The following is a 13,655-nucleotide window of genomic DNA, read 5'->3' on the forward strand; positions in this document are numbered from 1 at the left end:
CCATTCGGCTCAGGCCACCTCGACCAGACGGTCTACCGCCGGCAGATAGAGCGCCAGCTTCACCGGCAGAGTGATCCCTGCATCCTGAACCGCCTGCTTGTACTCGCGCATTTTCGGGGCGTAACGGTTTGCCTCCCGGCACAGGAAATGATCCAGGGGCATACCCTCAGGGCAGTCCGGGGTTTTCCAGTCGACGATCCAATAGATGCCGTCATCGACGAAGGGACGGTCCAGATAGCGATGCACCCAGCGAGAGTTTCGGTAGGAGCTGATCTGTACCTCTTGGCCACCCTCCTCCCGGGATTTCAGAATCCACCGACCGTGCTCACTGTTGATCGTCCGCTCCACCAGGTACTGGATACGCGCCACACCTGCCGGTACGTCCATTGCTGGATACCCTTCGCGTTTTAGCAGGGAGGCGATGGCTTGGGCTTTGCTGCGCACTCGCTCATTGCTCCAGGCTTCGACACCCTCTTTCGAGATCAGCTCGATGATGCGGTGGTACACGATGCCAATGGTCTTGGCCCGATAGTCGTTACCCTCCCCTTCCTTCAGTTCATCGGTGAGTTCGCTTTCGGTTGGAATCTGGTCATTGCTTGCGGCCGGAACAAAGACACCACTTGGCAGGGCCACTTGGTAGTCCGATTCCAGGCGCGCCTTGGACGGCACTTCTACCGATACGTCTGCGGTGATCGGATAGCCAGGCTCCGCATTTTCGAAGATCTCCCCAACTTCCGGCCACAAGGCACTCAGAAGCGAGCCAGGTGCTACGCGGATCGGCTTATCTGCGTCGAATTTGTCGACTGCGGCGAACAGGTAGCAGTTGCGCTTGGCCCGCGTGGTACCTACATACGCTAAGCGTGATACCTCATCGAGGATGTCCTTCTTCACCTGACGGCCGAGGAACTTGAACAAACGGCTCTCAGATGAGGTTTCGTCTTGGTCGCCCATGTTCGGGGCCAATGCGAAGGTTCCGTTGAGGTTTCGCCAGTAGAACAGCGGTGTTTCATCAGCGGCGCCGGTGCGGTTCAGGCCAGGGATGATCACTGTGTCAAATTCTAGGCCCTTGGACTTGTGCAACGTGAGGACCTGAACAACCCCGGCCTTCGGGGAGGCGTAGAGGTTGTCCAGCGCGCGGAAGAATGCTTGCGGGTCCTGCAGGGCTCCGTTGGTAGTGTGCTGTGCAAGCACCCGGAACACTGTCTCGACGTCGGCCATTTCGACAGCATCGACGGTTGCGGGCCCGCCAAGGGCAACCCAGGCGGCCTTTGCGGCCCATACCAGTTCGGTCCCTCGGGCGGATGCTTCAATACGCCCCAGGACGTCCTTCAGGCGCGCTACACGGGCCTGACCTTCTTGGGTGAGGGCAGAGGTCACCTTTTCGTCGTTCAACGCGCCACGGATCAATTTGCCGCCTTGCGCGATGACTCGGCAATCATCCCAGGAGAGGCCTACGAACGCGGCGCGAAGCATGGTCAGCCAGGAAGTGCGATCTGCTGCGTGCCAAAGGGACCGGATAAGCGCGATGACCTCAGAAACCGGGGCTGACTCCGCGATCGGGTCGATGTCCTGGCCGGCTGCCGGAATACCCGCCTCCTTCAGCACCGGCAGGATGTGTTTCAGCCCGGAGCGGCTACGAACCAGAATGGCGATGCTCTGTTCAGGGTCCTCTGCCATTGCCTGTTTGATGGTGGCTACCACCTCCTCGGCTTCACCAATGGGCCCAGTGGTTACCGGCCGAACCTGCACCCCGCCTGCCATGCTGCGGAAGGGAACCGACGGCACGAACGGGAAATCGGATTCTGCGAATACCTTCAGGTATGCCTGGTTGTTCCACTCCACCACGCCGGGTGCCGAGCGGAAGTTGACGGTCAGATGATGCACTTCGAGTACCTTCGGGCCGAACTGCTGGTTCTTCACCATGTTGATGAACAGCTGAACGGTAGCGGCGCGGAACAGGTAGATGGACTGGAAGCCGTCACCGCAGAAGAAGACGGAGCGGGCGTCGTCGTGCTCCCAGTTTTGAACCAGGAGCTCCAGAAGCATGTACTGGGACGGCGAGGTGTCCTGGAACTCATCCACCATGAGGTGGGTGATTCGGTCCTCGTCCAGCAATGCATCACCAATCTCGTCGCCAATGCCCAGGGATTGAATCGCTCTCTGGGCAACCTCTGGGAAGTCGATACTGGCGGTTGCATCGAAGGTCACCGTCAGGTTCGCGAGGAGGTAGCGCAGGATCACAGTGAAGTGCTGGCACATCTCGATGCTACCGAGTGGGTAGGTGAGGTCCGGCAGAGTCTTCAGAGTGACCAGAGCCTCGCCGTAGGCCTCTGCACCCGGGTCGTCTTTCAGGTCCTTGAGTAGGCCGTTCATGTCCTTGGTAAGCGGCTCGCCGGCAGGGAAGCCGTTCTTCACGTTCACGGACTTGCGAAGCGTGTTTTCGGAGGTGAGCGCAAACTCAGCGAAGGCGCGGAGGTAGTCCAGAGATGGCTGATCGACGGCCAGGGTGGGGCAGTTCGCGGCCCACTCGAAGCCCGCGTAGATGCCGGAGGCGTGCTTCAGGATGTCCATTGCCTGGAACAGAGGGGAGCGCTTCAGGATGGACATGGCGTTCTCTGCGTGCTCGGCAACCATCTCCGCTACGGCACTCTCCATGAGCGGGATGTCCAGGGACATGATCTCGCCGGCCCATTGATCTCGCTTGGCCAGCAGAGCGGCGAACATCGGCACCAGAGTTTCGAAGCGGTTGCGCGCGAATGTCAGCACTGCCTCAAGCGCACTCCGAAGCTCCTCGGGGGTGTCATCCGCGTTCACTGACGTGAGCGTGTCCAGAATCGCCCGGCGATAGATCAAGGCCGGGTCTTCGGTCGTTTTGCCACCGCCCAGGCCGCTCATGATCGGGGTCTTGCCGGCCAGATACGCGCAGAACGCATCGAAGGTCATGATGCGCAGGCGCGCAGGGTTCAGGATCAGGTTCCAGCCGAGGAGTTGGTCACGCTCAAGCACGAGCCGGCCCAGTTGGTAGAGGGGCTTCTCGTGGGCCTCTGTTGGTTCCTCGCCAGTTGCCGCGAGGGCCAGGGCATTGGTGACGCGCTCCAGGATCTCGCCTGCGGCTTTGGTGGTGAACGTGATGGCCAGGATTTCTTCGGGGCGCTCTACCACAGTCAGGCATGCCAGCAGGCGGAAGAGCAGCTGGGTAGTCTTGCCAGAGCCTGCAGGGGCCAGCAGCGCCATAGAGCGACGGGGATCGATGGAGTAAGCGCGGGCCGCACCGTCATGCGGATTGGTTGCTGCGATGGCCGCGAAGATGGGGTCGAGGTGGGGGAGTTCGTTGATTGCGTGGAAAGCGGTCATCGGTGTGGCTCCATTCGATTGATGAAGCCAGATTAACGACCGCTCCGTGTGCCACCACCCTCAGGGTTGAAGCCAGAACGCCAGTTCGGGGTACTCGGGAAGTGGGTTGTATGCGGACTTCCGACGGACACAGAAGCCCGCGAACGCCAATCCGTTGATGCCGACGTAGGAGTGGCCCATCAGAGCCAGCCGGATTGCTTTACCAGCACCGTCGTACTCTCGGTTCTGAATGATCTTCTCCGGGGGAATCCCAAGGGCTACACCGGCCGCGTAGCTCCAGGCCGTCACTTCCGGGTCTGACGCTTGAATAACTGCCCGGTATAGAGGGCTGTCTGGTTCAGCAGCCAGGAAGTCTGGGTCATCCAACATCCGGTTCAAGCTTGTGTAGAGATTCCCATCCATCCACTCCCGATACCTGGAGGGCGTAACCGCAAGGTGCCCGCTTTCATGAAGTAGGCGGGAAACAGGGCACCTTGGGTCCACGCGAAGCGTTCCCCTTACGATGCGGATGTGATTGACGAAGCCTTTTGCACCAGGACTGATTTCTACTGAAAGGCCGATTTCGCGTAGAAAAGAGACTGCTTTCTGAGCGTGAGGGCAGTCCATCGCAATTGGTGAGGTTTGATCCACGATTAGTCTCATTGAGGCCGTGCCTCTAAGGGCACGGCTAGCAGTCATCTGGTGAGGACGCCCAGGTATTCGTATCCGATGGGGAGGGGCGTGCCATTTTGCAGCCAGGCGGTGCCATCGGTGAAGCCCGTGCTCATCTCATCCAGCTTTTCCGACCATGCGTCACGCTGGCCTTCCCAGGCTCCTTCGCTGTTCACTCCACTACCCTTGCCCGACTTCGGCACAATCGTGTCAGTGAAGTTTGAACGGGTGTGGAAACCAAGGCTTCGGCTGTTCACCTGTGCGAGCGCGACACCGTCGATTCGATGCGCCCCTTTGGTGTTGGAGTCGATCTTCGTCGCGTAGATCGGCAGCTGCGGCTCGGTCAACGTGTCAGCGTTCAGGCTCGTCATTCGCATAGTTGCGCCGGACTTGTAGTCGAGCACCAGTTCTCGGAAGTCCTTCTCGTCGTCGGACAGGAATACCCGATCCCGACGGTCCAGCTTCACCGTAATGCTCACCAGACCGACCGAGATGTCGTGTGGCTCTTCGAATCCAACTACCTCGAATTCGTGGGTGCGCTTCATCTCCAGGCGCAGCCAGTCCAGTACCAGCGACTCTAGGCGCATGCGCTCAAGGGCTATCACTCGTTTGCCATAGCGCCAGATCAGCTTGTTGAGGAGCTGTTCTGAGGCCTGGGCCACGCTGTCACGGATCTTCTCGGCGAGTTCGGCCGAGGCCATCTTCTTCAGGGCCTTAGAGGTCCTGACCTCCGTCCAGAACAGCTCCAGCACAAGGTGAATCATGGTCCCCTGAATGCGCGGGTCCAGGCCAATGACCGGCTCTGGGAACATCTCAGCGCGGAGCCTGTTGCGGGCAAAGGACAGGAACGGAGCCTCAGCGTAGTCCTTGAAGATGCGTACGCCCCCCTTGATCCATGTGAGTTCTTCTGCAGATACCGGCCCCACGGTCTCGGGGACCACCAGGCTGCGGTCGAGATGCCCCAGCAGTTGGTCGACAAACACACCGTGAGACTGGGCAGACGGCGTAGCCGCTGGCCAGGTACCAAACAGCTCGCTGGGGCTCACCGCCGCCCCCTTGTCGTTGTGCGCCGGGCACGACACAGTTACGTCCGGGCTTATGCTGAGGAGCGCAGCTACGACCTTGCTTGCGTAGTCCAGCGCACCCTCGCTGGAGGCTACCGGGATACCCGAAGAGATCTGCAGTTCGAGCGGGAGGAATGGAGAGGGGTCAACCCGCGCCGGAAGTACAGTGCTGGAAGCTCCAATGATCCAGACCGCGTCGAATTGCAGGCCTATGGCGTCCTCGTAACCGAGGATCGAAACGGGGGCCACGTGAGAGATTCTCGGCTGGAACTGTCGAGTATCGACGACCTCTCTCAGCCACATGAACGCACGGGCGTATTCCACGCGGCCCAGCTGGGTGTCCAGGGTCCGGAATAGGGCCAGGGCCTCGTCCCATGCCTTGAGGGTCTGGAAGTTTGCTGAGTCCAACTCCTTCGTACCGGGCCAGCCCATTCCCGTCAGAGCTTGGCTGAAGTGATCTGCCCACTGAGAGGGATAGCGCTTCGATTCGCCATTGAGCTGAGCTGCGAGCATGCCGGCGAAGCGCTCACGGAAGTCCGGAATCGCGTCCCCCTTGAAGACGCCGATCGCTCGGAGGAAGTCTTCACCACCCATCGAGAGACCCAGGTTGTCACGCAGCCAGAGGTCGACGAGAGCTCGGGAGTTGCCCTCTTTCACATCCCCGGCAATCCACGGCGAACGTAGCACACGGCTAAAGGCTTCAGTGTCCGCCTCCTTCGGGGTAATTGAGAGGATATCCATCGCCGCGCGGATCATCGGGCGGCTTCCCAGGGTTGCACCGCTGGAAATATCCCAAGGGGTCCGGCTATCGGCGTCAGACTCGCCAGGAATCAGAGATGCCGGGCTGCAGTGCAGAGACAGCGCCTCGATCAGCGGCGCTTGGTAGGTTCGGATATCCGGCACGAGGATGGCCAGTTGCGGGGCAGCGAGGGGAGTCGCAACGTAGGGCGACAGCTGCTGGTTCACCCATTCGGCAACCAGACCGAATTCGTCGCCTTGGTTGTTCGCCTTCATCAGCTTGGGAGTGGATTGGGAGCCGCAAAGCTCGACGTCCACGATCTCGGTCCCACCCTCGGCAATGGCATCGAACAGGGCCTTCTCGGCCGGGTTCATGTCGATGATCCCTACGATTACGATCTTCCTTGGGCGTTGAACCTCACCAGCCAGAACGGCCTGACGGAGCAACTCGGGCAACTGAGCGCGGAACACCAGCCCTTGGGACGCACACTCTCGATTGAGGATGTCTTGGATCTGCCAGAACACCTCCAGCTCACGCTTAAAGCGGAACCGATCTTGATCCATCGGGATGCGGTACTTGTGCGCTTGAGAGTAGGCGCTGCCGATGCGGCGGGAGGTGGCCATCGATGAAATGAGGGTTGCCGGCATCAGGCCGGACTGGTCCGCAATGCCTTTCACTACAGCCAACTCCTGAATCGGATAGAGCAACTGCTCTGCCGGCATCAGTTCGAGCCAGGTGTTTTCGATCCAGGACGACACGGTCTGGATGTGGCCTTTGTTGAACCATGCCTTCTTCCCGGTCATGGACTGAAGGAGTGCCGACTGGAGCCTGAGGTGGCGTGCCACGCGTTCGGTTGAGGTCAACACCAAAGTGCCGTCGTTCAGTTCCGCCAACTCTTTCAGGAATTTCATCTGATCTGATCTCCGCATTAGTTGGAGTCAGATTAACGTGGCATTTCTGTGCCACCACCCGTCGGAGCTGCCAGTTTCGCATTCGAATTTCGCACTCGAGATCCTGATTTGGAGCAGTCGCTGACCACTATTGGGGAAAGAACCCAAGCGATCCCTTCCGATGATGATCAGCCATCCCCGAAGTACCGCTGTTGCTGTGCCAGAGCTTGAGCTTGCGTTGGTTGTCCAGCCTGTGATGCGGGTTGGCAGTGGCCTCCCCCTGCCCGTCGCCTATGAGTGCCTGCTTCGCGTCGTCCAAGCGGGGGAGTTGGCTCCTCCGGCTCGGGTCATCGCCGCTGCCGAAGAGGACGGGTCAATCGTAGGCCTCGACATGTGGGTGGCCTCGCAAGCCGCCCGGATCGCTGGGGCCTTCCCCCACGCATCCCTGTGGGTGAACAGCTCACAGATATCCATCAGCGACAGCCGCTTCATCGAGCACGCAATCTCGGAGTTTGATCGTCACGGGGTCACCTCGCGTATGACGTTCGAGATCACCGAGTCGGCCAATGGTGACGCATTCAAAATCATCCAGGGACTCGAGCGCCTTAACCTCCGGGCAATGCCGGTGATGCTGGATGACCTGCGTGACGGGTTCGCAAAGCGGCAGCTGTTGATGAACAAGGCCGTCACCGGGTGCAAGCTTTCACGTCGAACAACTCAGGAGCTTGCTACGAGCTCCTCTGTCCGAGCAGATGTTGAAAGCCTGGTTCGATCTTGCAGAGCCGCGGGTAAGCGGGTGGTACTGGAAGGGATCGAGCATGCCGGCGAGCTTGAGCTGGCACTGAATCTCGATATTGAGTTGTGCCAGGGGTTCTTCTTCGGTCGCCCGGCCCGGCCGGAGATTTTCCTACACGAAAGGGGCTAGCCAGGTGCCCTTCCCTCCTCCGTGGCGAGTGAGCCGGTTCATTTTCAGCTTTGAATTGCCATCGGCCTAAGATCAGCAGCTTCAGTCGTCTCCCACATTTGGGAATGAGGGCGTTGAACTAGAGTTGCTCCGCTTCTGGACTTCGGTACTCAGCGGGCGATGGATGACGTCCATGTCATCCATCGTGCTGCAGGCTATGGTCAGATGTCGTTGATCCGGCCGCGGCGCTCCGTAAACTCACGAACCTCTTCGCGAGTAGCCTTTCCTTGGGATACTAGGGCCATCGCCGTTTCCGCCATCGACTTCCGACCCTGGCGTCTCATCTCGTTCGCCAGCAGGGGGATACTCTCGGGACCGCCTTGTAGAATCTGGCGGACTCCTGTCGTGACCTCGATCGACTCGATGACCGGGAGAGGATCACGAGTTCTATCGGAGAAGCGCAGGAGGTGCTGCCAGAACACTCCACGGAGAGTTACCGGGAGCAAGCGGGCATACCTTGGATCAACCAAGGCCAACAGACGGGTGTAGGTGTCCGGAGCGCCGTCGCTGTGGATCGTGCCAATCACGCTGTGGCCCGTCGACGCGGCAAGCACAGCAGCATTGGCGGTCTCGGGGTCACGAATCTCACTGACCATGATGGTCTTCCTGTTCTGACGGACGAAGTCACGGATGGCTTGTTCGAAGCTCTCGACGTGCTCGCCGACTTCACGCTGGATCACACCGCCCCCCTGGAACAAGTATTCGATGGGGTCTTCGCAGGTTCCCAGGAGGCCGCGCTCACGACGATCCATGTTCTCCAACGCGGCGAACATGGTGGTGGATTTGCCAGAGTTCATCGCACCAGCAAAGAGGGTCAAACCCGCTCCCTTCAGAAGTGGCTTGATGATGTTGTAGTCGATCTTCAGATCCTTGCTGAAGCTGGGGACCCCCTGGAGCAGCCGGCGCATTGCGATGACCCAGCCTTCATGGCAGTTGGACAGGTTGCAGCGGTACCTGAACCCGTTGAACGACTCGGTGAAATCTGAAGATTTCCGCTTATTCCCTTTCCCCTTCTCGGAGATCATTCGGTCGTAGAAGTCCCTCCACATCGGGAGGATGTCAGGGCTCTGCACCTCGCCAAAATTGTCGACCATCTCCATGACCCGCTCATAGAGCGTGATGTTGGTGGCCTCTTTCGAGAACGCCTCGGCGTTGAACTCCTTGGAATGGTTCTGCATGGGGCTCCTTATGCGGCATTCCAGTCAGCACAGGTCGTGGCTGCATCCGATGGCATGCTCGGTGACTTCTTCTAGTGGCTTGTTTGGGATCGACGTCATGGGCGTGTCAGCTCGACAGGTCGCCAAACTAACCAGCACCACTTAGCGGGTGGTTTCGCCCTGAAGGACTCGCTTCTGGTTTGTAACCCAGGCGGTTGTCGACTTACCCGCCAGCTTGGTAGTGATGATGATTCTCGTGTTAGCGCCTGCGGCCTCGGTCAAGTAGCCGGCGTAGTTGTCCTCCTTGAATGGCAGGTCGACACCCACGTAGCAGCGTTCAGAGTCGAACTTCACAAGGATGTCTGATCCAAGCGGGTTCTTTGCCGGGAGGCGGTAGTTCTTACCCAGGAGGCCCTGTAAAACGGACGTTTTAGACCAACTAGCGAGGGTACTGTAGGTATGAGTGGCCTGTAGGTTTGCACCCATCGTGGTGCCGGTTGCCCGTGTGCGGGCTATCTCACAGATGGGGACCAAGTTCTTTGCCTGCTCGATGGAGGAGAAGATCTTGTGATGCTGATAGCTCTGCATCAGGCTGGGCAGCACGGCGGCTGTGAGAACAGCCGCGATTGCCAGGCAAACCGCAAGCTCAATGAGGGTGAACCCCTTTGTCCTTCCCATCGCTTGACTCAATGTTTAAGCGCCGTGGAAAGGCTGATCAGAGGCAGGTAGAAGCCGATCGCGAACATCAGAATGCTCACTGACATAGCAGCGAAGCCGATCACTGATGACATCTGTGCCACTCTCTCGGAGTACCGGAGGTAGTAAGCCTTGAGGGCCTCGGCCATGTTGACGAGGACGGTGTCTCGCCCTGCAGGGGTTTGGTTATCGAAGCCTTGGAAGTTCTGGGTGATGAGCGGAGGCCATTCGGGGTTGTCGAACACCTCGGACAATTCTCGGCCCTCGTCAATGAGCTGGGTATACGCATCTTTGTAGAGAGCGTGTGCCCGGCCACGGGACCGTTGCATCATGAACTTGAAGCTTTGTGGGTTAGTGAAACCGCTACTGAGGAGCAGCTGGTAGGTCTGGACAAACTCGAGGCCCATCCTCACTTTGTTCCGCTCGTTCAAGAACGAAAACCCTGGAAGTGTCCGGACCATTTCCCACAGGCGGTTTCGGCCCAGGTAGCAGCCCACGGTCAGCGCGAGCAGGATGTAGAAATACTGGGTGTAGAGCGTATTGAGCCCCATCACCATGTGACTGAACGAGTTCAGCGTGAGGTCAAGGCGCTGAACGTTGATGAAGTCGTCGATGGTTCCGCCAGCCCATAGCGGAATACCCGTCAAGAACGACAGGCCGAAGCCAGTGTTGATCATCGCCTTGCGCATCAGGGCCGAGAATTCCTTCTTGGCTTCTAAGCGTTCCGCGATCGACTTTGAAGCTCGCCTGAGAGATTCCGCCAGGCGGCCAGTCTTGTCCCCAGCTTCGGCAAGCAGCACTGCGGTCTCATCGAAACGTAGAAGTGTCAGGTAGTCCCGCGGGGTCTGGCAGGCATCTACTTGGGCGAAGGTCAGCTTGAGCTTCTTGTAGTCAACAGACTCCAGAATTGCCTTGTCGAAGACCTTCCCTGAAGCGACTTTCGATGCGATCGCCGACAGCATAAGGACCTGCTCGACAAGGGGGAATTTCTTGTCCAGCAGTGCCGATTTCAATCCACCCAGGTGATCTATAGCCACGCTGTGGATGATCGACTGCGGGATACCCGACATGGCAATGGCCTGCTCTTTGGTTTCTGCCTCGACGCTGACGGAAACCACGCCACCCGACTCACCGAAATACTTCAGTTGGTAGTAGGCCATTGCCTTGCTCTCAGTTGCAGGGGTAGGAAACGGTGACTTTGGAGTTGCCGGTAGCGGTGGCAGAGTTCGGCACGATGTTGTTGCCCTGGTTGAGGGAAGTGACCATGTCGGCCGCAGTGTTGCTGTCGGAGCTCGAGAGCGTGTAGCTGATAGTGACTTGAGTGGCCGACACGGAATCAACCGTCCAGGCAGTGTTCCAGACAGTCTGCGCCGGAACGCCGCGGTCCTGGAGCTTCTGAGCAGTGATGGTGGTGGAGTTGCAGACGTTGGTACGTGCAACCTGGCGCGAGATTGCGCTGGGGAAGTCTTTCTGAAGTTGGCCGAGTGCGGTGCTGACCTTGGCATCATCGCGTTGCTTCAGAAACCCGGGCAGTAGGAATGCGACCAGAACAGCCATGATGGCCATGGCCACGCCCAGCTCGACCAGAGTGAAGCCTTGTTGGCCTTTACGTTTGAATTTGCGTTCGATCATGGATCGGAGTTCCTTCGTCTGTGGTGTATCGGGTGATTGATCTTGGGGGCAATCCGCCCCCGGGGTCAGGTGACTAGAGTTGTGCTACGAGGCCAGGCATGCCCTGATGGGACACTCTTGAACCCGCTGGTATTTGGGGACGGTCGGGTTTAGCGCCCATACGATGAGAGTTGTAGGGACCAAGCTCTTTCTCGAGCTGCTCGAACCCCACAGCGCCGTCAGCTACCAGTCGCAAACCATCGTCCCAGAGGTCCTTGAAGGTCCCCTCCAACAATTGTGAGCGTCTCAACAGGCTGGCCGTGATTCCACCCAAAACGGCCTCCTGAATTTCTGGGGTCAGTTCGAGAATCTCGATCACCCCACGGCGGCCCTTCAGTCCGCCGGACTGGTGCCCGCCGTTGTTGCAGATCTGACAACCCTTGGGGTTGGCCTTGTAGAGCTTCAGGTCGCCATTGCCGTTGAACACAGGATTCGAGCCGTACTGGCTGAAGCGTTGCTCGTCGGACCGGAACAGGTACTCCACCTTGCAGCTCTTACAAAGGCTGCGGACAAGCCGTTGAGCCATGATCGCCCTGGTGTTGCTGACGATGATGTCGGCCGGGATATCCATGCGCGCGAGACGGTCCAGAGACTCGTGAGAGTTGTTGGTGTGCAGCGTTGTGAGAACCAAGTGGCCTGTCTGGCCAGCTTTGAAGGCGTATTCAGCTGTCTCGTTGTCGCGCATCTCACCAAGCAGAATCACATCAGGGTCTTGGCGGAGAAGAGCGCGGAGAGCGGCAGCAAAGGAAAGATGCTCGCCACACTCGGTGTGGGACATCCCCTCATGCTGCATCTCTACTGGCTCTTCGATAGTGTGGTAGTTGCGGTTAGGGTCTTGGCCGTAGATGTCCAGCAGCGTGGCGTTGAGCGTGGTGGTTTTTCCCGAACCTGTCGGACCAGTGACGATGATCAGTCCGTTGGGCGAGTCGGCCACTCTGCGGATCAGTGCAAGGTTAGGCTTGGCCATGCCGAGCTTGTTGAGGTCCGACAAGCTGGAGTCATTGCCGAGGAGACGAATCACCACTTTGGGGGTTGCTTCGGAACCACGGGATACGGGCAGGGTGCTCACCCGTAGGTTGATTTTTTTGTGCGAGGACAGAGAGAAGCTGAACTTACCGTCCTGCGGTTTGTTCAGCTCCAATGTGAGGCCGCAGTTGCTCTCAATGATCACCCGCAGGATCGCTTCGTGAATGACGGTGCTGTAGCGCTTCCGGGTCAGAAGCTCGCCGTCGATACGGAAGCGCACCTGGATTTGGTCTCCCTGTGTGGGCTGCAGGTGGATGTCACTGGCGTTGAGCTTTGCCGCTTCGCGGACAAGGTCTTCAACCCGCTGCATAGCCCGGGCCTTTAGCTGCTCGCTATCCTGGACCGCACTATCGTCATCGTCCGTATCGATGGCCTTGATAGATTCAAGGCGTGAGTGACTGACAACGCCTACTTTCGGACTCGCGATATTGTTTGAACGAGCGAAACCGGTAGCCCGTTCGACCATTCTCTTGTGGAACGGGTTGGCGATGAAGATGGTGTTGCCGTAAATGAACCACGGCTCGCCATCCTGCCCCTGTGTGATCGTGAGACCTTCCTCCACTTCGTGGAAAACTTCACGGTTAACTGCTTTGCCGATGGCATGGGCGACGGCTTCATCGTCCTTACACACGCGCAAAATGTCTGGCACCACCTGCTCCATGGTGTCCGATGCCGGCTGGGTATCTGCCTGCTGCTGGGTGATCTTCCCAGCCTCGACCAAGTGGCGAAGAATCTTGCGTTGGATTCCGAGGATATGGGAGGACACGGTCACTCTCCGGCCAGGTGCTTGGAGTTGGTCCAATCAATCACCAGTTCTCTGGTGCCCTTAGGACCCTTGAGGTAGGCCTTGTCGACGCCAAAGCGCAGCAGGGTGTAGCCATTCACCTTCTCGCCGATGCGCACGACCTGACGGCCCTCATTGGTCACCACCACGATGGAGTCCGCCCGAACTTCCACTAGCTGCAGGCGCTTGGTCGATGGATCTTCTTCCGCAGGCTTCTCATCCTTTGCAGGGCCGCCAGGAAGAGCTGCTGTGGTTTGCGCGGGGGTGCTCGCCGCAGGAGGGGGCGGCGGTGTAGTCATGCTCGCCGGCGGCTGCTCCCCCAGGAAGGGCGGCGTCGTCGACATCGGAATGTTCGGACCAAAGGGCATGTCAGACTTTTCTGAACGGCTTCCTGCCGATCGCACTTCCTCGCCCAGAGTGGCAATGTCTTTAACGCCGAGGGGCTTACCGTCCTCATTGACGATGAATCCTGCGTCCGACATTTTCTTATAGGAGTCCGCCATCTCTGCCTGGAGCTTCAGCTGGTCACGCTTGTACTCCATGTCGCCCAATTGCCGATTCCGATTGCGATGAGTATCCGCGTCATCGGTATCGGCAAATGCATGCAGCGATACTGCAAGCTGCGCTGCCAACATGATACTCGTGAAGGATTTATTCAT

At 58.8% G+C, this 13,655-nt stretch carries 10 protein-coding genes; 1 reads left to right on the forward strand and 9 read right to left on the reverse strand.

Annotation, left to right across the window (positions count from 1 at the left end; translation table 11 throughout):
* Window positions 1-9 precede the first annotated feature (9 nt).
* Genes ACNFIA_RS17880 through ACNFIA_RS17890 form a run of 3 tightly spaced genes read right to left on the reverse strand, consistent with a single transcriptional unit; the run spans window position 10 to window position 6,719 of the window.
* A complete protein-coding gene (locus ACNFIA_RS17880; protein WP_416787214.1) occupies window positions 10-3,354 on the reverse strand; it encodes a UvrD-helicase domain-containing protein in 3,345 nt (1,114 codons plus the stop codon).
* A 60-nt stretch (window positions 3,355-3,414) separates the two neighbouring features.
* Complete coding sequence (locus ACNFIA_RS17885) at window positions 3,415-3,984, reverse strand: hypothetical protein (RefSeq protein WP_416787217.1); 570 nt, start codon at window positions 3,982-3,984, stop codon at window positions 3,415-3,417.
* A gap of 44 nt (window positions 3,985-4,028) precedes the next feature.
* Entirely contained in the window at window positions 4,029-6,719 is a 2,691-nt protein-coding gene (locus ACNFIA_RS17890; RefSeq protein ID WP_416787220.1) for a PD-(D/E)XK nuclease family protein, read from the reverse strand.
* A 160-nt stretch (window positions 6,720-6,879) separates the two neighbouring features.
* On the opposite strand from ACNFIA_RS17890, the gene ACNFIA_RS17895 reads away from it, so the two are divergent.
* Window positions 6,880-7,623: an EAL domain-containing protein gene (locus tag ACNFIA_RS17895; RefSeq protein ID WP_416787223.1), complete on the forward strand. Its 744-nt coding sequence runs from the start codon at window positions 6,880-6,882 to the stop codon at window positions 7,621-7,623.
* A gap of 200 nt (window positions 7,624-7,823) precedes the next feature.
* Here the strand turns inward: ACNFIA_RS17895 and ACNFIA_RS17900 are convergent, their stop codons facing one another.
* From ACNFIA_RS17900 to ACNFIA_RS17925, 6 genes are all read right to left on the reverse strand, one after another.
* Entirely contained in the window at window positions 7,824-8,840 is a 1,017-nt protein-coding gene (locus ACNFIA_RS17900) for an ATPase, T2SS/T4P/T4SS family (protein WP_416787226.1), read from the reverse strand.
* Window positions 8,841-8,981: 141 nt separating this feature from the next.
* Window positions 8,982-9,497, reverse strand: coding sequence for a pilus assembly FimT family protein (locus ACNFIA_RS17905; protein ID WP_416787229.1), 516 nt, complete (start codon window positions 9,495-9,497; stop codon window positions 8,982-8,984).
* Window positions 9,498-9,505: 8 nt separating this feature from the next.
* Window positions 9,506-10,675 (reverse strand): secretion protein, encoded by a 1,170-nt coding sequence (locus ACNFIA_RS17910; protein WP_416787232.1) that lies wholly within the window; start codon window positions 10,673-10,675, stop codon window positions 9,506-9,508.
* A gap of 10 nt (window positions 10,676-10,685) precedes the next feature.
* Entirely contained in the window at window positions 10,686-11,147 is a 462-nt protein-coding gene (locus ACNFIA_RS17915; protein WP_416787234.1) for a type II secretion system protein, read from the reverse strand.
* Between the two features lie 73 nt (window positions 11,148-11,220).
* Entirely contained in the window at window positions 11,221-12,978 is a 1,758-nt protein-coding gene (locus tag ACNFIA_RS17920) for a GspE/PulE family protein (RefSeq protein WP_416787237.1), read from the reverse strand.
* A gap of 2 nt (window positions 12,979-12,980) precedes the next feature.
* A complete protein-coding gene (locus tag ACNFIA_RS17925; protein WP_416787241.1) occupies window positions 12,981-13,655 on the reverse strand; it encodes a hypothetical protein in 675 nt (224 codons plus the stop codon).

This window comes from Pseudomonas sp. NY15437, from assembly GCF_048068435.1.
Taxonomy (GTDB): Bacteria; Pseudomonadota; Gammaproteobacteria; order Pseudomonadales; family Pseudomonadaceae; genus Pseudomonas; species Pseudomonas nitroreducens_B.